This is a genomic window from Azospirillum sp. TSO22-1, assembly GCF_003116015.1.
Lineage (GTDB): Bacteria > Pseudomonadota > Alphaproteobacteria > Azospirillales > Azospirillaceae > Azospirillum.
Genome location: NZ_LGQZ01000148.1, coordinates 1 through 17,854, shown reverse-complemented (window position 1 = coordinate 17,854; position 17,854 = coordinate 1). Strand labels below are relative to the sequence as shown.

Genomic DNA, 17,854 nt, shown 5'->3' with positions numbered 1-17,854 from the left:
TCAGCCTCCGATGATCCCGACGAGCCAGAGGCTGACGCCGGGGAAGAAGACCAGCAGCAGGATGCGCAGCAGGTCGGAGGCCAGGAAGGGCAGCACGCCCAGCGCCGTCTCGCCCATGGGCACGCCCTTGGCCAGCTTGTTGATGACGTAGAGGTTCATGCCGACCGGCGGGTGGACGAGGCCGATCTCCACCACCATCAGCGCCAGGATGCCGAACCACACCGACTTGTCGGCGACCGACAGGCCGAAGAACTCCAGCCCCATGATCATCGGGTAGAAGATCGGGATGGTCAGCAGGATCATGGCCAGCGAGTCCATGACGCAGCCGAGCAGGATGTAGATCGCGATGACGGTGAACAGCACCAGGAGCGGCGGCAGGCCGCTGTTCTTCACCCAGTCCGCCAGTTCGGCCGGCATCTGCGAGATGGCGAGCGCGGAGTTCAGCAGATCGGCGCCCAGCAGCACCACGAAGATCATCGCGGTGGCCTGCGCCGTGCCGTAGAGGCTTTGCAGCAGGTCCCGGGTCTTCATCCCGCCGGACAGCAGCGCGATCAGGCCGCAGGCGGCGGCGCCGATGGAGGCGGCCTCCGTCGGGTTGGCCCAGCCGCCGTAGATGCCGACGATCACCACCAGGAACACCAGCCCCACCGGCAGGATGTTGAGCTGCGCCAGCAGGCGCTCCCTCCACGGCACCGGCCGGCTGGCCGGGCCGGCCTCGGGGTTGCGGCGGACGATCAGGAAGATCACCGCGAGGTAGCCGAGCGCCGCGATGATGCCCGGCACCACGGCGGCGACGAACAGCTTGCCGATGGATTCCTGGGTCAGCACCGCATAGACCACCAGCGGCACCGAGGGCGGGATGAGGATGCCCAGCGTCCCGCTGGCCGCCAGCGTGCCGGTGGCGAGCCGCCCCGAATAGCCGTAGCGCTGCAGCTCCGGCAGCGCCACCTGCCCCATGGTCGCGGCGGTGGCGAGCGAGGAGCCGCAGATGGCGCCGAACGCCGCGCAGGCCGCGGTGGAGGCCATGGCGAGCCCGCCCCGCCAGTGCCCGATCAGCGCGCCCGCCGCACGGAACAGCGCCTTCGACAGGCCGCCGTGCGTGGCGAACTGCCCCATCAGCAGGAACAGCGGAATGACCGCGAGGTCGTAGTTGGAAAAGCGCGCGAAGACGAGGTTGTTGAGGGTGAACAGCAGCGCCGTGGTGTTGCCGCCGTTGATCACCAGGAAGACGCCGGCGCCCGCCGCGAACATGGCGATGCCGATGTGGAGGCGCAGCGTCAGCATCAGCAGCAGCGCCGCGAACCCGGCGAGACCGACCGCAGTGCCGCTCATCGCTCGTCCTCCCAGACGCCAAGGAAACCCAGGATCCCGCGGTGCGCGGCGCACGCGGCCGTCAGCGCGAGGCTCGGCACCAGCGCCGCCACCGGCAGCCACAGCGGGATGGAGAGCAGCGGCGTGACCTCCTGCGCCTCCCGGATGTCCACGGCCTGCAGGCCGGTTCGCCACGCCAGGGCCGCCATCACCGCGGCCAGCAGCAGCTCGGCGACGCCGTCGAGCGGCCGGCGCAGCCAGGCCGGCGCCCGTTCCGTGAAGAAATCGACGCGCAGATGCTCGCCCTGGATCGTGCAATAGGGCAGCAGCGCCGCCGCCGCGACGGCGGTGCCCGCCTGCATCAGCTCCACGTCGCCGGTGATGGGCGCGTCGCCCAGCTTGCGGCCGACGATGGACACCAGCGACATCGCGATCAGCCCCAGCAGCGTCCCGCCGCCCAGCAGCGCGAAGCCCTTGGCCGCGAGGCGCAGCGCACGCTCCAGGGAGTCGTGCGGTACCATCTCGGCGGGCAGTCCGATCGGTTCGTTCATGGCCATGCTCCCGCTCCGGACTCAGCGCGCGGCGAGGGTGCGGGCGGCGGCGACCAGCGCGGCGCCGTCCAGGCCCTTGGCGGCGACCTCCTTGACCCACTCCTCCTCCACCACCTTGGCGGCGGCGCGCATGGCGTCGTAGTCGGCGGCGGTCTGCTGCGTGACGGCGGCGCCCTCGCCGACCACCAGCTTGCGGGTGGAGGCGGTCACCTCGTCCCAGGTGCGGCCGAAAACCTCCACCAGCGCCGGACCGCTGTTGCGGTCCAGCGCCGCCTTCACGTCGGACGGCAGGCCGTCGTAGCGCTGCTTGTTCATCAGCAGCGACAGCACGGTGGTGGCGTAGTAGGGCTGGCCGGCCGGCGGGTCGGTGTGGAACCTGGTCACCTCCTGGAGCTTGGTGGGCGTCACCACCTCCCACGCTCCCATGGCGCCGTCCACGACGCCCTTGGAGATCGCCTCGGTCACCTGGGCCGGCGGCATGTTCACCGGCACCGCGCCCAGGGCCGCCAGCGTCTTCGACACCATGCGGGTCGAGGCGCGCAGCTTCAGGCCCTTCAGGCTTTCCGGCGCGGTCACGGCCTTGGCCGCGGTGTGGAAGGCGACGCCGCCGTCCACGTGCACGGCCAGCACCTTGTAGGCGTCGAACTCCTTCTTCGCGTGCTGCTCGTAGAAGGCCCAGGCGGCCTTGCTGCCGCTCGACGCGTCGCGCACGACGAAGGGCAGCTCCATGGCCTCGATCGCCGGGAAGCGGCCGGCGGAGTAGCCCGGCGCCGTCCACGCCACGTCGGCGATGCCGTTCTTCACCTGGTCGACGAGCTGCCCCGGCGTGCCGCCCAACTGCATGGCCGGGTAGATCTGGCACTTCACCTGCCCGCCCGTCTCCTGCCCCAGGCGCTCGCACCAGGGCTCGATCACCTGCTTCTGCGCGGGCGAGGTCGGCGGCAGGAAGTGCGAGATCCGCAGGGTCACCGTCTCGGCGTGCGCCGGGGCGGCGGCGGAGAACGCAAGGCCGCACAGGCCCAGACGGAACGCAAGCGCGCGTGGCTTCATCGGGTTTCCTCCGTCGGATGGGCGCAGGCCGCACGCGGACGCGCCATTTTTGTTATCATGTTAACAATCATGTCCGTTAACATGTTAACTTGTCAAGCGGCAATTTCTTCGGCAGGGTGTGGCCACGTGCCGGAGGATCCCATCATGCAGGCCATCAACCGCCGCAACCTGCCGCTCCTGCTGCTGCGGGTGCGCGAGGCGGTGTTCTCCCATTTCCGCCCGATCGTCAGCCATTTCGGCCTGACCGAGCAGCAATGGCGCATCGTCCGTGCGCTCGGCGAGAACGGGGAGATGGAGCAGAACCAGATCGTCGAGGCCTGCCAGATCCTGGCGCCCAGCCTTGCCGGCGTGCTGGCGCGCATGGAGGAGGTCGATCTGGTGCGGCGGCGCCGGCACGAGACCGACCTGCGCCGCGTCCTGGTGTCGCTGACGCCCAGGGGGGAGGACATCGTCCGCCACATGGCGCCGCTGGTGAAGGAGCAGTACGAGTTGCTGGAGAAGGCGGTCGGCCGCGCGGCGGTCGAGGGCCTCTACGCGGCGCTGGACGCCTATCTGGACGCGGCCAGGACGCCGGTGCCGGCGGTCGTCCTGCCTCCGGCCGACACGGCGCTGGCCCCGCACCGGGAGCGACGGCGCAAGGCCGGCTGATCCGCCTTGGAACGCACTTGAGGAAGGGGGCAACACGCCCCCCTCGGGTTCAGGGAGGAATGCATCCGGACCTTCGGGAACGCGAGTTGAAGGTCCAGAGCGCCAGGGCGAACGCGCGCCTGAACCCGGAATTCGGGTTGTCGCGTCCTTGCAGTCAGTCAGCCCCGTCCGGCCCCGACCACCGGGTCAAAAGCGCGGCAGCTTGACCAGTGTCGCGGTGATCGCCGGGTCGATGGATAGGATCGAGGCCCGCTTCTGCAACGGCCCGATGACCGGCAGCCGGGCGGCGGCGGAGGCCGGCGCGCCGTTGCGCATGTCGTACATGGACGCGAACCGTTCCAGCAACGCGTCGACCTTCCCGGGGCTTTTCAGGTCGTTGATGTCCAGCCGCCTTTCGATGGCCGCCTTCAACTTGTCGATGTCGTGCGCCGCCGATTGGTCCGGGATGTCCAGGAGGGTGAAGACGACCTTCTGCAGCGCCCGGTCGCCCAGCACCTGATACCAGTTGGTGATGGAGGGCGCCTTGCGCTTGAAGTAGAGCGCCAGCCGCAGCGCCGGGTTGGTCTCCTCGCTGGATTCCTCCAGGTTGACCTGCACGTAGCGGTCGACGATGCCCTTCACGACCGACGGCAGCTTCAGGGGCAAGCCGTCGGCCTCCTTGAAGCGGAGGACCGCCGCCAGCTGCCGGAACTTCGGGTCCACCATGCGGTTGGCGGCCGCGTCCGGATCGTCGACGCCTTCGTTCAGGACCTTGCGGATCAGCCCGCGGGCGAAGACCTGGCTGCCCAGGTCGAACGCCTCCATGACGAAGCGGTAGAGCTTGTCGTCCTTCAGGAAGTCCTCGGTCGAGGTGACCTTGCCGATGTTCGCCTCGAAATACGCGATGTTGCGCTGGATGTCCGGCCGCTTGCGCAGCATCTGGTCGTAGCGGTCCTGGTTGCGCGCGACCTGACGGAAGTCCTGAAGGGTGGTCATGCCTCCATCCCGGCCCCGGCGTCCTGCGGCGCGGCGTCCGCGGATTCGGCGGGATCCACATAGGTGGCGGGGATGCGGACGATGACCTCGCCCGTCTCCTGGTCGAGCACTTCCGTATAGAGGCGGCGGGTGTCCGGGTTCATGCGGACGCGGTAGTGCTGCATCTCGTCGCGGCGGGCCAGTTCGCGCTCCTGGGCCTTTTCGACGTCCTGGACCACCTCCGAGGGCTTCTCGGTTTCGGCCTGCAGGGTGCGCAGCCGTTCGGTCAGGCGCTGGCGCGCTTCGGCGACCACGTCGGCGCTCGTCGGGGCGTTGCGGTCGTTGTTCAATCCGGCGATGCCCGAGATCGGCGTCGGCATGGCATCATCCTCCGAGCTGCGATGGGGCGGACGCCGCGGCGTCGCGCGCCGGGCGGCGGAGCGCGGCGCTGTCCGGCAGCACCGTGTCCTCGTACGCCAGCACCGGGCGCAGGGTGGCCAGGGCCTTGTAGTAGTCACGCTCGCTGACGTGCTGCATGGCCTGGAGGATGCGGCCCTGCATGTCCGGATTGGCCAGCGCCGTGTAGATCCCGGCCATCATGCCGGTGATCACGTCGGAATAGCCGCCGGCAGCGTGCGGGTCGAGCAGCATGCTCTGGATCACGAAGTAGGCGCGCCGCACCGGGGTGTCGGCCTCCTCCTCCTGCATGATGTCGCTGCCGCGGATGATCTGGGCGAAGTTGCTGACGGTCAGCGTGTAGCGGCGGTTCTCGTTCTGCACGACGCAGCCGTTGATGACCACGCGTTCGCAGGGCTTGAGGCGGAGCTTAAGCGCCATGAGCCACCTCCGCCATCCGCGCGGGGGTGGGCGCGGCGGTGCCGAGCAGACCCTGCATGACCGAGCGGTTGATCTCGACCAGGAGACTTGCGTCGGCTTCGCCGCGCAGCACCTCGCGGGTGCGCCGGTTGACCGAGAACGACAGCGAGACCAGGCCGGCGCGCAGTTCGTCGGGCAGGCTGTTGCCGTCCTCCAGCAGATCGGCGCGCAGCGTGTTCCAGAGCTCCAGGTTGCGCCACAGCGCATCCTTGAGGGAGGCCGACCGCCAGTCGGCGTCCGCGTGCCGTTCGAGGTCCAGCGTGATGCGCAGGAAGACGCGGTATTCGATCCGTCTCGGATCGTCGCATTCGGCCATCGTCTGCTGATAGGCGGCGATGCTCATGGTCGCACCTTAGGCAAGAAGGGAGCGGCGACCGCTGCGGGCCGGGCGTCGGCGACGACGCGCGGGGCTGCACGGAGTGGCCGTGCCGGGCCCGCAGCGGGGCCGTGGAGGACAGGGCCGGCATCCGGATGGGGCATGCCGGCCCGCGGCCCTTAGCGGAACAGGGACAGGATGTTCTGCGGCCCCTGGTTGGCGATCGACAGCGCCTGGATGGCGAGCTGCTGCTGCACCTGCAAGGCCTGCAGACGGCTCGACTCCTCGTTCATGTCGGCGTCGACCAGGGCACCGATGCCCTTGTTCATCGAGTCGGTCAGCTTCGACACGAAGTCGTTCTGCACCGACACCCGGTTCTCGATCGAGCCGATCACCGCCGCCTTGCCGATGGCCTTGTCGAGCAGGCCGTTGATGACCTCCAGCGACTTCGTCGCGTTCGACGTCACGTCGACCTGCGTCAGGTCGGCGAGGCCGCCGAACGCGTCGCTCTCGGTGGAGCCGACCCACAGGCTGTCGACCTTGGCGGTGAAGTTGCCGTCGGTGCCCTTGTCCTGGTCGGTGAACTCCAGGCTGTCGCCGTTCCACGCCACCTGGAAGTCGCCGCCGGCCGCCGTCAGCGCGGTGTTGATGGTGGTCGCGATGTTGCCCTGCGTCGTCGCCTTGTTGGTGTCGTAGATCTCCGCGGAGAGATCGACGGTCACCGCCGTGGTGACGCCGGCCTCGTTGGTGACGTTCAGCGTCAGGCTGCCGAGGCCCAGGTTCTGCTGGTCGATGAAGGTCTGGCCCGGATTGCCCAGCGCGATGCCGACCGAGGCCTTCATGTCGTTGGTGGAGTCGACCTGCTGCTCGATCGTCGCCTTGCCGACGATGGAGCTCACCTGCAGGTCCTGGCGCTGGAAGCTGATGTAGCTCGGCGTGACGGTGCCGCTGCCGCGGCTCAGCGAGGCCAGGATGTCGACGTTCTTGTCCTTGGCGGTGCCGTCGTTCGAGTAGGTGACGCGCAGCAGGTTGTCGCCGTTGAACGAGGCGTCCGCCGCGGCACCCTTCACCAGCTTGACCAGCTGGTCGATGTCGTTCTGGATGAGCGACTTGTCGACACCGTTGGTCTGGCCGGCGATGACGCGGGCCTTCAGCGTCTGCAGGTTCTCGACGATGTTCTTCGAGGCCACCGACGCGGTGTTGGTGGTGCCCGAACCCAGTTCCAGCGACTCCTTGACCGCCTTGAAGCCGGCGACGTCGGCCTTCATGGTGGTGGCGATCGACCAGTACGCGGCGTTGTCCTTGGCGTTGTTGACCTTGAGGCCCGTCGAGATGCGGTCCTGGGTGGTCTCCAGATCGCCGGTGACGCGACGCAGCGTCTGCAGGGCGGTCATCGCCGAAGCGTTGGTCATGATAGAGGCCATGTGTATCTCCATTCGCGAGATGCTTAGCGCCTTTCTGACGCCGGGGCCGGTTGCGCGGGCCATCCCGATCTGTCGCGGGCGTGCAACCAACGGATCCACTGTGCCGTGGCAGGTTTAAATCGGGGTAAAAAATTCGGCCGTCTTCCGGTCGCCGCAAGCCGGAGCAGCAACGAATATTTGGCGATTATTTGAGTGAATTGACCGAAAGCTCGACGCGCGTTCAACGCCTGCCGGCTGGAAGAAGGGGAATTGCCGCCGCGGCCCATCATGCCAAAGGCGCTTGATGGAAGCCATCAAGCGCCTTCGATTCAAACCCGACGGCACGTCGCGCAGCGATGCGCCGGCCGTATCAGCCGTGCAACGCCAAAGGTGAATCCACCCAGCGGCTCAACTGCCGCGTCGGTATCATGGCGGGGCGCTTTGCCTGACGGCGGACGGAAGGGGCTTTCGGGGGCTCGGCCTCGCCCGATCCGGCATGCTCGGGCGGCGCCTCGAACTTGTAGCCGCGCCCGTAGACCGTCTCGATGTAGCGGCCGCCGTCGGTCACGCCGGCGATCTTCTTGCGCAGCTTGCAGATATAGACGTCGATCACCTTGTCGAGAGGTTCCGATTCCGAGAGGCCGTAGACGCTTTCATAGATGTGTTCCTTCGACACGACGCGGCGGTGATGAAGCGCAAGCACGGAGAGGATGGCATGTTCGCGCTGGCTGAGGCGCAGGCGCTCGCCGTCGATCTCGGGGTCACGACCGTCAAGATAGACGGTGAGCCGGCCGACCGAGATGGCGTTCGTCGAATGGCCGTGCGAGCGGCGCTGGGTCGCCTCGATCCGCGCACGGATTTCCGCGCTCACGACCGGCTTAACCAACACGTCGTCAGCGCCGGCATGAAGAATTTTGACCGTCGTGTTGGCGCAGCGGCGTTCAATCAAGCAAATGATGGGGGCCTTTGTCTTCAAGCTGCGCAGATAGGTGACAAACTCGGCCGAATCCGGAACGCTGCCAATGACGATCGCATCGTATCCCTCAAGTTCGTTGCGCAGATCTTCTGTAAGAAGGTGAGCGCCATGCACGCGAGCGCGATCGTGCATTATCTTGGCAAGAGCGAGTTGCTTGCCGACAGCTTCAGCAATCAAGTCATCCTGCTCGATCAAGAGGGCCTTCATGGGATTCTCCGCTCGCCACCAGTTCGTGAAAAAGCCTGGAACATTTTAGAAATACGCCATACGGCGTCATGTCACCAAAGATGAATTCCAAAAGTGGTATGGCCTGTCAATAAGCGATCAGCTCCGCATGTCCGCATTTTGTCTCACGATTTAACCCCGGTTTAACGTTCTGTAGTCGGTACAGATTTGAAATGATTTTATCTATATCGCGATATCCACCATATGAAGGCGAGCGGATCGAAGCAAAGCGCAAGCGTTACGGTGGCGTTTCATGGTTAATGCGTCGTGCCCGGAGACGCGCCGGTGCGCATCCCCAGGGTTCCGTTGCAACGTTCGACGGCGGGCGCGGAGAGCTGTGACATCCGCATCGTCGGCCGGCCAGCCCGAACAGGCTGGTATGACGGTCGTCTGAGTGGAATCGCGCTTGGCGCTGAGCAGGACGTCAAGGATCCGGCGGAAGATGGCCGTGCGATCAACGGTCACACCGAAGTCGGCCGGCATACGCTCGAGGTCACGGCGGCGAATCGGGAACGGCAGACACCAGCGCGCTGCCGGCCCATAGCAACACCGCCGCCCCGCCCCCCCCAACCCTTGATTTGATCGTGCGTCATACAGCGCCGCCGGGCCTTCGGCGCGTCACACCGCGGTATCGACGCGCGGCCGCCCGCACAGATCCAGCCAGGCGCCCCCGAGATGGCCGATCTCCAGCGTGCCGGCGAGCCCGCTGTCCAGCAGCGCCGCCGAGAAGCTCTCCTGCAGTTCGTCGGCGAGATCCGGCGGCAGCGTGGCGGCCATCTCCAGCACGACCGCCAGTTCCCGCCCACCGGCGGCGACGCTCAACTGAACCGGGCCGAGGGTGCGCAGCGTGACCTGAAAGACGACCATGTTCCGCGTCTGCAGGCCGTCGGACACGAGCGAAGCGCAGATCAGGGTGCGCTTGCCTTCCGCACCGCCCAGGGGAACGTGGAGAACCCTCCAGGTCCGTCCATCGACGTCCTGCAGCAGATGCGCCGCCAGGGCGGCGTCCGCCTCGTCGAGCAGCGCGCCGCCATCCAGGAACTCGAGCTTCGCCGCGATGTCCCGGCCGAGCCATTCGCGCACGCCGTGCGCCGCCATGGCCAGGAACAGCGCCAAGCCGATGCCGAACGTCGAGTCGAGCCGCGGCAGGCTTCCGCGGGCCCTGGCCGCGCCCGCGGAGTCGAGCGCCTCCAGGACCGCCAGCATGTGCTCCACCGCAGCCGTTCCGTCCCGCGATCCGGCGCCGGACGGGGACGGGCGGGCGGGCGACGCGTAGGCCGCCGGCGGCCCGATGCTCCACGCGATCATCAGTAGACCACGGCGTCGGTCTCGCCCGATTGCGGGATGACGATGGCGCCGTCCTCGGCCAGCGACTTGGCGGCCAGGACGATCTCGGCCTGGGCGTCGTGCACGTCGCGCATGCGGACCGGCCCCATGTTCTCGATCTCGTCCTGGAGGATCATGCGCGCGCGCTCGGACATGACCGACAGGAAATAGTCGCGCTGCGGCGCCTCCGCCCCCTTGAGCGCGATGGCGAGCTGGCCGGTGTCGGAGCGGCGGATCACCGTCTGCAGCGACACGCGGTCGAGGCGCATCAGGTCCTCGAAGGTGAACATCAGCTGCTTGATGCGGTGGGTGGAGTCCGGCATCTCCGGCTCCAGGTCGGAGAAGATCTCGGCCAGCGTCTCGCGGTCGATGCGGTTGAAGATGTCGGCCATCCGCTCGTGCGGATCATAGCCGTGGGCGCGCGCGTAGTTGGCCATGAACTCGTTGTGCAGGATCGATTCGATGTCGAGCAGGACCTCGCGCTGCACCGACTCGATCTGGATCATGCGCTCGATGACCTCGAGGCGCAGCTTGGGCGGCAGCAGCGGCAGCACCTTGGCGGCGTGCTCGGCGCGCATCTTGGAAAGGATCACCGCGCTGGTCTGCGGGTACTCGCCACACAGGTAGTTGGCGAGCACGCCCTCGTTCACGTTGGACATCTTCTCCCACATGGTCCGGCCGGCCGGACCGCGGATCTCGCCCATGATCTCGGACACGCGGTCGCCCGGCAGGAAACGCGTCAGCATGCGCTCGGTGCTGTCGTAGGAACCGACCACCGAGCCGGCGTTGGCGAAGCGCTCGCTGAACACCCGCAGCAGCGCCTCCAGCAGGTTGGAGGTGACGTTGCCGACCCCGGCCATGGCCCGGCTGACCATGCGGATCTCGTCCTCGTCCAGGCGCTCCATCAGCCGTGAACCGCGCTCCTCGCCGAGCGCCAGGAAGATGATGGCGGTCTTCTCCGAGCCGCTCAGGCTCTTGTAGTTGTCGCGGATCTTGACGGGGTTGCCCATGCGGTCACCTCAGATGGAACGGTCGGCGATCGGGAGTTCACCGGCGTCGGACGCCGGCTCGGCGAGCATGCGGTCGTAGCGGAAGACGAACGCCAGGACGGCGCCGGCCATCAGCACCAGGTGCTGCGGCACCAGCGCCTGCGGGTCGATGGCCGCCAGCAGGTCGGCGACCGGCGTGTCGGCGGCGGCGTCGATGCCGCGGCGCCGGGCGACGTCGGTCAGCCGGTCGAGGACGGCGGCGCTGGAGGGGGCGCCGGAGGGGCCGGGCTGCGGCATCAGCCACCCCCATAGGAGCGGATCAGGCTGCCGGCGATCAGGAACCAGCCGTCGGTCAGCACGAAGAAGATGATCTTGAACGGCAGGGCGATCATCGCCGGCGGCAGCATCATCATGCCCATGGCCATCAGCACCGCGGCCACGACCATGTCGATGACCAGGAACGGCAGGAACAGCAGGAAACCGATTTCGAACGCCCGCCGCAGCTCCGACAGCAGGAAGGCCGGGATCAGCGTGCGCAGGTCGGGCGAGGCACCCGGTTCCGGCACCGGCCGCCGCGAGAAGCCGGCGAACGCCGACAGGTCCTTGTCGCGCACGTGGCTGGACATGAAGGCGCGGAACGGCTCGATAATGCGTTCCAGCCCCTGCTCCTGGGTGACCTGCTCGTTGAGCAGCGGGCGCACCCCATCCTGCCAGGCGCTGTCGAACACCGGGGCCATGACGTGGATGGTGAGGAACATGGCGAGGCTGATCATCACCATGTTCGGCGGCGACTGCTGCAGGCCCAGCGCCGAGCGCAGGAGCGACAGCACGACGACGATCCGGGTGAAGGACGTCACCATGATCAGCAGGCCGGGCGCGACGCTGAGCACCGTCAGGACGACGATGCCCTGGATGATGTGCCCCGACAGCGCGGTGCCCTCGCCCAGCACGCCGCCCAGGGCACCCCCCAACGCACCAAGGTCGACGCCCTGCGCCGCCGCGGGCGGGGAGACGCCGAGCGCCGCGCCCACCGCGGCCAGAACCGCGAGACGGAACGGGAACCGTGCGGCCATCGCTCAGTCGAGTCCGAGATCGGTGCGCACGATCTCGGTGAGTGTCACACCCAGGCGCTGGTCCTCGACGATCACCACCTCGCCGCGGGCGACCAGGCGGTGGTTGACCAGCACCTCCACCGGCTCGTCCACCTTGCGCTCCAGCTCGACCACGGCGCCGCGGCCGAGCTTCAGAAGCTGCGCCACCAGCATGCTGGTGCGGCCGAGCACGACCTGCACGTCGACCGGCACGTTGTAGATGGCGTGCATCGGCTCGCCGGCCTCCTTCTCGGCCGGCTTGGCTTCGTCTTCCAGGATGTCGAGGTTCAGCGGGGGCATGATGCGGTCCCATCTCTCTGCATGTCGTTGATCATGGTGCGGTCCGCCGGGGCGGCTCCGTCGGCGAGGGCGGCAAGCGAGCGGTCGGCGAGATCGCCGAGAACGCGCCCGATGTCTGCCGCGTCGTAGGTGACGCCGCCCGCCTCCCAGCTGGCGTCGATGGCGTCGGGGCCGAGGCCGTCGTCGACGTCGACCAGCACCTCGCCCTTGAATCCCTGCGCGGCGGCAATCCCGGCGAGTCGGTCACGCAGCCGGCCGGACAGCGCCGGCGCGACGCGCACCCGCAGCACCGGGGAGCTTCCCGCCACCCGCAGCGCCTCGGCGGCGACGGCCTCGATGTCGGCGCGCGCGACCCGGTCCAGGAGATGCGGCGCCAACCGGCGAACCAGCGCCACCATCACGGCGGAGCCGTGCGACTGCACCTGGTCGAGCACGGCGGCGAAGCGCTCCTCGTCGGCGGCCAGCCGCTCGGCCAGCGCATCGGTGGCGCGGGAGAGGGCGGCCTGGATGCCCGCCTCGGCGTCGGCACGGCCTTCGTCGCGGCCTTGCTCGACACCCTCGGCGAAGGCGCGCAGCTCGGCGTCGGCCACCGCCTGGCGGAGCGTGCGTTCGGAATGGGCCGGCACGTCGAGCGGGTCGGCCTCCGGCTCGGGCGGCGGCCCGGCCTCGGTTTCCGCGTGGTCCTCGAAGCGCTTGTCGAAGCGGTAACGGGGATAGCCCATCACGCCGCCTCCTCGTAGAGCCAGGAGCGCAGGATGTCGATCGCCTCATCCGGGTACTCGTCGACGATCTCGCCCAGGCGGCGGATGGAGGAGGCGCGCACGCGCCCTTCCACGGTGCGCAGCTCGATGAGCTGGTCGACCGTCTCCTCGATGCCGGGCAGCGCCGGCGGCGCCTCGGCGTTCCCGCCGCCCTCCAGCGCCGCCGTCTGGGCGCCGGCGGCCGGCCCCGCCAGCTGCGGCGTCGCCGTCGGCGCGGCGAGCGCCGGCGCCTCGGCGTCGAGCACCGGCTCGGGCGCCGGGAAGACGCGCCGGATCAGCGGCCGCAGCCCGAGCAGGATCAGCAGGACCGCCAGCACCAGCAGGATCACCCACTGGATCAGCGTCATGATGTTGTTGGTCAGCGTGTCGACGATCACCTCGCCGGGGTCGCGCGCCGTCAGCTCCGGCGCCAGATCGACGAACTCCAGGTTCTCGACCGTGAGCTGGTCGCCGCGCCCGGCGTCGAAGCCCATCGCGGAGCGCACCAGACCGGTGATGCGCTGCAACTCCTCGGCCGAGCGCGGTTCGTAGGCGCGGCTGCCGTCGGCCGCCGTCTTCCAGGTGCCGTTGACCAGCACGGCAACGCTGAGGCGGCGCACGTCGCCCGGCTCCACCACGGTCTCGCGCGAAACGTTGGAGATCTCGTAGTTGATGGTCTCTTCCTGGCGCTTGCTCTCGCCCGAGGACTGGCTGGTCTGGCTCTGCGCACGCACGTCGCGCTGCGGCAGGTTCTGCTCGGCCGTCACCGGCGGCTCGCCCGAGCTGTCCAGGTTGCGCTCCTGCTCCTGCACGGTCTGGGTCGAGCGGACCACCTGCGTGGCGGGGTCGAAGCTCTGGCTGCGCACCACCTCGCGCTTGGTCTCCACCTCGGCGGTGACCTGGACGCGGACGTTGCCGCGGCCGAGCCGGGCCGCCAGCATCTGCTCGACGGCGCGGGCGATGCGCGTCTCCGCCGCCGCCCGCTGCCCGTCGGCGCGCGCCGTCGCCACGCCGGCCCCGTCGTCCTCGGTCAGCAGCAGCTCGCCGGAGGAGTCGAGCACGGTGACCGCGCTCGACTTCAGGTTCGGCACGGCGGAGGAGACGAGGTGGCGGATCGCCAGGGCGTTCTGGCGTTCGAGCGTCGTCCGGCCGCGCATGCGCACCACCACCGACGCGGTCGGCTTGGGTGCGTTGCGCGAGAACTCCTCGCGGTCGGGCAGCACGATGTGCACCCGCGCCGCCTCGATTCCGGCCAGCGTCTCGATGGTCCGGCCAAGCTCGCCCTCCAGCGCGCGCAGCCGGTTCATCCGCTGCATGAAGCTGGTGATGCCCAGCGGCTTCTCGGTGTCGAACAGCTCGTAGCCGACGCCGCCGGCGGACGGCAGGCCCTTCTCGGCCAGCAGCATGCGCACGCGTGCCGAGTCCGGCTGGGGGACCTGCACCGTCGTCCCGTCGTGGCCCACGGCGACCGGCACGTGCATCGCCTCGATCGCCTTGACGATGCGCCCCGCCTCGGCGGGCTGGAGCCCGCTGAACAGCGTCGTCATCTGCGGCCGCGACAGCAGGACGGCCATAAGCGCGACCGCCAGGACCATGCCGATGCCGGTGCCCGCCAGCATCAGCAGGCGTCCCCGCCCGAGCGATCGCAAAGTGTCGATCAGACTGCTCACGCCACCCGCACCTTTAAAGTTTCCGAAAAGCGGCGCCCATAACCTGAGCCCCGCCGGCCGGATCAACCTACCGGTACGACTTTTAAGCGGAGTAAAAGAGCGGACGAGTACAGGATACAAAGTCCGTAAAACTTGAACGATATGCTCGTTTCTCAGAATTCCGTCGAAAGGACACGGGACCATCCGATGAATACACGACCCGACGGCATGCAGACCGGCGCATTCCCGTCACGCGCCTACGTCGTCGTCCTGCCGCTGGCCAAGGTCGCGCGGACGGCCGCGGCGGTGTGCGTCGTGCTGGCGGCGGGGCTGGCCGGGTACTGGCTGGCGACCGGCGGAGCCGGGGTGGAGCAGTTGCTCGCCCCCGCCGCCGCGCCCGAGACGGTTCCGGTGCCGTTCGAGCTTCCCGAAGTCGTGGTCAACCTGCCGGCGGACGTGCCGTCGCGGTTCATGAAGGTCGGCATCACGCTGACCCTCGTCCCGCAGGAACGCGCCGGGGTGGAGCGCATGCTTCCCCACCTGATGAACGCGCTGCAGGACTTCCTGCGCAACCTCAACCAACAGGACCTGCAGGGCTCCGCCGGGCTGCACCGGCTGCGCAGCGAGCTGCGCCGCCGGTTCAACCTCATCGTCGGGCGCGAGGCCGTCACCGACGTGCTGCTGCGCAGCCTGCTCACGCAATAACCCAGAGGCACGGATGAGCACTTCCAGCGACGCCGACAGCGACGATCTCGACATGGCCGCCTTCATGGGCGATGCCAAGGCGCTGAACCAGGAGGAGATCGACCGGCTGTTGAACTTCGACACGCCGGCATCCTCCGGCGACGAGCCGAGCGCCATCGAGCGCCTGGTCAGCTCGACGACGGTCAACAAGGACCGCCTGCCGATGCTGGACGTGGTGTTCGACCGCATGGTCCGGCTGATGAACACGTCGCTGCGGCAGTTCACCTCGACCAACGTCGAGGCGTCGCTGCTGCGCATCGACTGGCTGCGCTTCAACGAGTTCCTCGACACCATCGAGCTGCCGGCGCTGATCGGCGTGGCGCGCGCCGAGCAGTGGGACAGCCAGCTCCTGGTGTCGATCGACAGCGCGCTGATCTACTGCATGATGGACGTGCTGCTGGGCGGCCGGCACAGCCGGCCCGGCCGCATCGACGGCCGCACCTACACCTCGATCGAGCGCAAGATGACCGAGCGCCTGATCAAGGTGATCCTCCAGGACCTCGGCCAGTCGTTCGACCCGCTGGCGCAGGTCGAGTTCACCTTCGACCGGCTGGAGGTCAACCCGCAGTTCGCCGCCATCACCCGCGCCACCAACGCCGCGATCCGCGTGCGCATCGCAATCGAGGTGGAGCGCCGCGTCGGCCACGCCGAGATCGTCATCCCCTACGCCTCGCTGGAGCCGGTCCGCGGCAAGCTGGTGCAGATGTTCATGGGCGAGAAGTTCGGCCACGACACGGTGTGGGAGACCCACCTGAAGAACGAGCTGAAGCGCGCCAAGCTCGAAATGGTCGCGGTGCTGCACCAGACGCAGGTGCCGCTCGGCGAGGTGCTGAACTGGCAGAAGGGCGCCTCGCTCAAGCTGCGCATCAGCCCCGACGCGCCGGTGATGCTGCTGAGCAAGGCGACGCCGCTGTTCGCCGGCCGCATGGGCCAGCGCGACGACAACATCGCCGTGAAGATCGAAACCGACCTCGAGACCAAGCAGGAGCTGATCGATGGTCTCCTATCTCATTGACGTCGTCCTTGCCGTGATGCTGGTGACCACCACCGTCTTCCTGGTGGTGGTCAACAAGCGTCTCCAGATGCTCCGCTCCGGCCAGTCGGAGATCAACGGCCTCATCGCCACCTTCTCGCAGACCATCGACGAGACCGACGCCTCGGTGAAGCGTCTGGTCGCCGCCGCGACGGAGATCTCCGCCACGCTCGCCGATCAGCTGGACCGCGCCAAGGAGGTCAAGGAGGACATGGCGCTGATCCTCGGGTCCTGCGACCGGGCGGGCAAGCGCATCGAGGAGTCGATCCAGCACGCCCGCTCCCTGGTCCGCCGGCTGGAGGACGGCACGTCGCCCCGGCGCCCGGCCCAGCCTGCGGCTCCGCCGAGCGAGTTGAGGGCGACCGCCGTGATCCCGGAAGCCGACACGCTCCCGCCCGCCGCCGCGGCGCCTCCGGCGGACGAGCCCCCGGCCAACGCCGGCAGCGTCTTCCAACCGCTGGCCCCGGACTCCGCCAAGCCGGACGTCGAGCCGGGGCGGCAGGTCGCCGCCAGCGCCTTCTATGCCCGGCTGCGCACCGTTGCGGAGAGCTGAGCCATGCTGCGCGTCCTTCCGCTCACCCTGATCGCGGTGCTTCTGGTGCTGCCGCTGAAGCTCGGCGTTCTGGTCGATGGTTTCCCCGTGATCGCCCAGCAGTTCGACCGGGAGTTCGGCAAGCACGAGCGCCCCTGGGCCGACGACCTCAAGGCGCGGTCCGTGCCCGAACCGCCGGCCACCGCGTCCGGTGTCGCGCCGGGCACCGCGCCGCCGACGCTGGCGTGCGGCGACTCCGCGCTGCGCAGCGCGCTGGCGGAACAGAAGGCCGACGTCGCGGCGCGCACCCGCCATCTTGGCGAGGCGGAGGCCGTGCTCGGCGCCACCGAGACCCGCATCGCCACGCAGCTCCAGCGGCTGGCCGAGATCAAGCGCGAAATCGAAGGGCTGATGAAGCAGCGCTCCACGCTCCAGCAGGAGGATATCCGCCGCATGGTGGCGGTCTATGAGGCCATGAAGCCCCGCGACGCCGCGCGCATCCTCAGCGACCTCGACACCGACGTCGTCATCGATGTGCTCGACCACATGGCCGAGCGGCGCTCGGCGCCGATCCTGGCCGAGCTGGCCGACGCCAAGGCGCGTGAGGTCACCCGAACCATCCTCCAGCGCCGCGCCCTGCCCGGCGACCGCGTGCTGCCCGCCGCCGCGCCGGCGGCCCCCGCCGCGGCCCGCCCGGCTCCCCGTCCCGTCCTGAACAATTGAGCGCCATGCCGAGTCTCTCCGACGTGACCTCCGTCCCCGCCCCGCGGCGCGACGCCCGCCCGGCCCCGACGGCTGATGACGGTGCGGCGGACACCGCGAGCCCGTTCGCCGACCTGCTGGGCGCCGTCGAATCCGACGATGCCGAGGACGCCGACCCCGGCCAATCGCCCCCGCCACGCTCTGGCGCCCCCGCCAACGCCGACGGGGTGCTGGCCGCCGTGATCCCCTGGCTGGATGGGCAGATTCAGACTCCCGCCGCGCCGGGCGGCGATGCCGTTGTTCCGGTTCCGGTGACGGCTCCGGACGCCGCCGCTCAGCCCATTCCGTTGCCCACCCCGGTGCCCATGCCGCCGCCGATGCCGGCACCGCCGGAGATCGCGCCGGTGCAAGCCGACGCCGCTCTCCCAACCGCCGCTC

General features: G+C 68.9%; 21 protein-coding genes and 1 pseudogene. 6 read left to right on the top strand and 16 right to left on the bottom strand.

From position 1 onward, the window contains the following. From TSO221_RS30665 to TSO221_RS30655, 3 genes are read right to left on the bottom strand one after another with little or no spacing between them, the layout of a single operon-like run. A complete protein-coding gene (locus tag TSO221_RS30665; protein WP_109122302.1) occupies positions 1-1,332 on the bottom strand; it encodes a TRAP transporter large permease in 1,332 nt (443 codons plus the stop codon). Then, the gene (locus TSO221_RS30660; protein ID WP_109122320.1) at positions 1,329-1,862 is read right to left on the bottom strand and encodes a TRAP transporter small permease; all 534 of its coding nucleotides are present in this window, start codon (positions 1,860-1,862) and stop codon (positions 1,329-1,331) included. Before TSO221_RS30660 ends, TSO221_RS30665 begins: the two co-directional genes overlap by 4 nt. A gap of 21 nt (positions 1,863-1,883) precedes the next feature. Then, positions 1,884-2,912, bottom strand: a complete 1,029-nt coding sequence (locus TSO221_RS30655) for a TRAP transporter substrate-binding protein (protein ID WP_109122301.1) — start codon at positions 2,910-2,912, stop codon at positions 1,884-1,886. A gap of 144 nt (positions 2,913-3,056) precedes the next feature. Between TSO221_RS30655 and hpaR the strand changes: the two genes are divergently transcribed. After that, positions 3,057-3,560, top strand: a complete 504-nt coding sequence (hpaR, locus tag TSO221_RS30650) for a homoprotocatechuate degradation operon regulator HpaR (protein WP_109122300.1) — start codon at positions 3,057-3,059, stop codon at positions 3,558-3,560. Positions 3,561-3,746: 186 nt separating this feature from the next. Here hpaR and TSO221_RS30645 read toward each other — a convergent pair whose 3' ends face one another. The 13 genes from TSO221_RS30645 to fliF form a co-directional block, all read right to left on the bottom strand. Further along, positions 3,747-4,535 (bottom strand): DUF1217 domain-containing protein, encoded by a 789-nt coding sequence (locus TSO221_RS30645; protein WP_109122299.1) that lies wholly within the window; start codon positions 4,533-4,535, stop codon positions 3,747-3,749. After that, positions 4,532-4,894: a flagellar protein FlaG gene (locus TSO221_RS30640; RefSeq protein WP_109122298.1), complete on the bottom strand. Its 363-nt coding sequence runs from the start codon at positions 4,892-4,894 to the stop codon at positions 4,532-4,534. Before TSO221_RS30640 ends, TSO221_RS30645 begins: the two co-directional genes overlap by 4 nt. Before the next feature lie 4 nt (positions 4,895-4,898). After that, positions 4,899-5,351, bottom strand: coding sequence for a flagellar biosynthesis repressor FlbT (locus TSO221_RS30635; protein WP_109122297.1), 453 nt, complete (start codon positions 5,349-5,351; stop codon positions 4,899-4,901). Continuing rightward, positions 5,341-5,733 carry a flagellar biosynthesis regulator FlaF gene (gene flaF / locus TSO221_RS30630; RefSeq protein WP_109122296.1) on the bottom strand — a complete coding sequence of 131 codons (393 nt, stop codon included), beginning with the start codon at positions 5,731-5,733 and terminating at the stop codon, positions 5,341-5,343. Before flaF ends, TSO221_RS30635 begins: the two co-directional genes overlap by 11 nt. A 152-nt stretch (positions 5,734-5,885) precedes the next feature. After that, positions 5,886-7,130, bottom strand: coding sequence for a flagellin (locus tag TSO221_RS30625; RefSeq protein ID WP_109122295.1), 1,245 nt, complete (start codon positions 7,128-7,130; stop codon positions 5,886-5,888). A gap of 349 nt (positions 7,131-7,479) precedes the next feature. Beyond that, positions 7,480-8,292 carry a response regulator transcription factor gene (locus TSO221_RS30620; protein ID WP_109122294.1) on the bottom strand — a complete coding sequence of 271 codons (813 nt, stop codon included), beginning with the start codon at positions 8,290-8,292 and terminating at the stop codon, positions 7,480-7,482. Between the two features lie 636 nt (positions 8,293-8,928). Further along, complete coding sequence (locus tag TSO221_RS30615; RefSeq protein WP_247878345.1) at positions 8,929-9,618, bottom strand: hypothetical protein; 690 nt, start codon at positions 9,616-9,618, stop codon at positions 8,929-8,931. Next, positions 9,618-10,646, bottom strand: a complete 1,029-nt coding sequence (locus TSO221_RS30610) for a flagellar motor switch protein FliG (protein ID WP_109122293.1) — start codon at positions 10,644-10,646, stop codon at positions 9,618-9,620. Before TSO221_RS30610 ends, TSO221_RS30615 begins: the two co-directional genes overlap by 1 nt. A 9-nt stretch (positions 10,647-10,655) precedes the next feature. Beyond that, complete coding sequence (locus TSO221_RS30605; RefSeq protein WP_109122292.1) at positions 10,656-10,922, bottom strand: hypothetical protein; 267 nt, start codon at positions 10,920-10,922, stop codon at positions 10,656-10,658. Beyond that, positions 10,922-11,698 carry a flagellar type III secretion system pore protein FliP gene (fliP, locus tag TSO221_RS30600; RefSeq protein ID WP_109122291.1) on the bottom strand — a complete coding sequence of 259 codons (777 nt, stop codon included), beginning with the start codon at positions 11,696-11,698 and terminating at the stop codon, positions 10,922-10,924. The genes TSO221_RS30605 and fliP overlap by 1 nt, the downstream gene beginning before the upstream one ends. A 3-nt stretch (positions 11,699-11,701) precedes the next feature. Continuing rightward, positions 11,702-12,016 (bottom strand): flagellar motor switch protein FliN, encoded by a 315-nt coding sequence (fliN, locus tag TSO221_RS30595; protein WP_109122290.1) that lies wholly within the window; start codon positions 12,014-12,016, stop codon positions 11,702-11,704. After that, positions 12,004-12,738: a fliH protein gene (locus tag TSO221_RS30590; protein ID WP_199229692.1), complete on the bottom strand. Its 735-nt coding sequence runs from the start codon at positions 12,736-12,738 to the stop codon at positions 12,004-12,006. Before TSO221_RS30590 ends, fliN begins: the two co-directional genes overlap by 13 nt. Further along, complete coding sequence (gene fliF / locus TSO221_RS30585) at positions 12,738-14,426, bottom strand: flagellar basal-body MS-ring/collar protein FliF (RefSeq protein ID WP_247878344.1); 1,689 nt, start codon at positions 14,424-14,426, stop codon at positions 12,738-12,740. The genes TSO221_RS30590 and fliF overlap by 1 nt, the downstream gene beginning before the upstream one ends. 186 nt (positions 14,427-14,612) lie before the next feature. On the opposite strand from fliF, the gene TSO221_RS30580 reads away from it, so the two are divergent. The 5 genes and pseudogenes from TSO221_RS30580 to TSO221_RS30560 all read left to right on the top strand — a co-directional run. Then, entirely contained in the window at positions 14,613-15,110 is a 498-nt protein-coding gene (locus TSO221_RS30580) for a flagellar basal body-associated FliL family protein (protein WP_146208955.1), read from the top strand. Positions 15,111-15,123: 13 nt separating this feature from the next. Further along, complete coding sequence (fliM, locus tag TSO221_RS30575) at positions 15,124-16,164, top strand: flagellar motor switch protein FliM (protein WP_109122287.1); 1,041 nt, start codon at positions 15,124-15,126, stop codon at positions 16,162-16,164. After that, a complete protein-coding gene (locus tag TSO221_RS30570) occupies positions 16,145-16,735 on the top strand; it encodes a DUF6468 domain-containing protein (protein ID WP_109122286.1) in 591 nt (196 codons plus the stop codon). The genes fliM and TSO221_RS30570 overlap by 20 nt, the downstream gene beginning before the upstream one ends. Positions 16,736-16,738: 3 nt before the next feature. Beyond that, positions 16,739-17,437 carry a flagellar motor switch protein gene (locus TSO221_RS30565; RefSeq protein ID WP_109122285.1) on the top strand — a complete coding sequence of 233 codons (699 nt, stop codon included), beginning with the start codon at positions 16,739-16,741 and terminating at the stop codon, positions 17,435-17,437. Positions 17,438-17,442: 5 nt separating this feature from the next. Next, a pseudogene (locus TSO221_RS30560) lies at positions 17,443-17,854 on the top strand (hypothetical protein); the annotation flags it as partial.

Coding starts and splice junctions, on each gene's coding strand:
- TSO221_RS30665 (WP_109122302.1), bottom strand. CDS start 1,332: ATGAGCGGCACTGCGGTCGGTCTCGCCGGGTTCGCGGCGCTGCTGCTG.
- TSO221_RS30660 (WP_109122320.1), bottom strand. CDS start 1,862: ATGAACGAACCGATCGGACTGCCCGCCGAGATGGTACCGCACGACTCC.
- TSO221_RS30655 (WP_109122301.1), bottom strand. CDS start 2,912: ATGAAGCCACGCGCGCTTGCGTTCCGTCTGGGCCTGTGCGGCCTTGCG.
- hpaR (WP_109122300.1), top strand. CDS start 3,057: ATGCAGGCCATCAACCGCCGCAACCTGCCGCTCCTGCTGCTGCGGGTG.
- TSO221_RS30645 (WP_109122299.1), bottom strand. CDS start 4,535: ATGACCACCCTTCAGGACTTCCGTCAGGTCGCGCGCAACCAGGACCGC.
- TSO221_RS30640 (WP_109122298.1), bottom strand. CDS start 4,894: ATGCCGACGCCGATCTCGGGCATCGCCGGATTGAACAACGACCGCAAC.
- TSO221_RS30635 (WP_109122297.1), bottom strand. CDS start 5,351: ATGGCGCTTAAGCTCCGCCTCAAGCCCTGCGAACGCGTGGTCATCAAC.
- flaF (WP_109122296.1), bottom strand. CDS start 5,733: ATGAGCATCGCCGCCTATCAGCAGACGATGGCCGAATGCGACGATCCG.
- TSO221_RS30625 (WP_109122295.1), bottom strand. CDS start 7,130: ATGGCCTCTATCATGACCAACGCTTCGGCGATGACCGCCCTGCAGACG.
- TSO221_RS30620 (WP_109122294.1), bottom strand. CDS start 8,292: ATGAAGGCCCTCTTGATCGAGCAGGATGACTTGATTGCTGAAGCTGTC.
- TSO221_RS30615 (WP_247878345.1), bottom strand. CDS start 9,618: ATGATCGCGTGGAGCATCGGGCCGCCGGCGGCCTACGCGTCGCCCGCC.
- TSO221_RS30610 (WP_109122293.1), bottom strand. CDS start 10,646: ATGGGCAACCCCGTCAAGATCCGCGACAACTACAAGAGCCTGAGCGGC.
- TSO221_RS30605 (WP_109122292.1), bottom strand. CDS start 10,922: ATGCCGCAGCCCGGCCCCTCCGGCGCCCCCTCCAGCGCCGCCGTCCTC.
- fliP (WP_109122291.1), bottom strand. CDS start 11,698: ATGGCCGCACGGTTCCCGTTCCGTCTCGCGGTTCTGGCCGCGGTGGGC.
- fliN (WP_109122290.1), bottom strand. CDS start 12,016: ATGCCCCCGCTGAACCTCGACATCCTGGAAGACGAAGCCAAGCCGGCC.
- TSO221_RS30590 (WP_199229692.1), bottom strand. CDS start 12,738: ATGGGCTATCCCCGTTACCGCTTCGACAAGCGCTTCGAGGACCACGCG.
- TSO221_RS30580 (WP_146208955.1), top strand. CDS start 14,613: ATGAATACACGACCCGACGGCATGCAGACCGGCGCATTCCCGTCACGC.
- fliM (WP_109122287.1), top strand. CDS start 15,124: ATGAGCACTTCCAGCGACGCCGACAGCGACGATCTCGACATGGCCGCC.
- TSO221_RS30570 (WP_109122286.1), top strand. CDS start 16,145: ATGGTCTCCTATCTCATTGACGTCGTCCTTGCCGTGATGCTGGTGACC.
- TSO221_RS30565 (WP_109122285.1), top strand. CDS start 16,739: ATGCTGCGCGTCCTTCCGCTCACCCTGATCGCGGTGCTTCTGGTGCTG.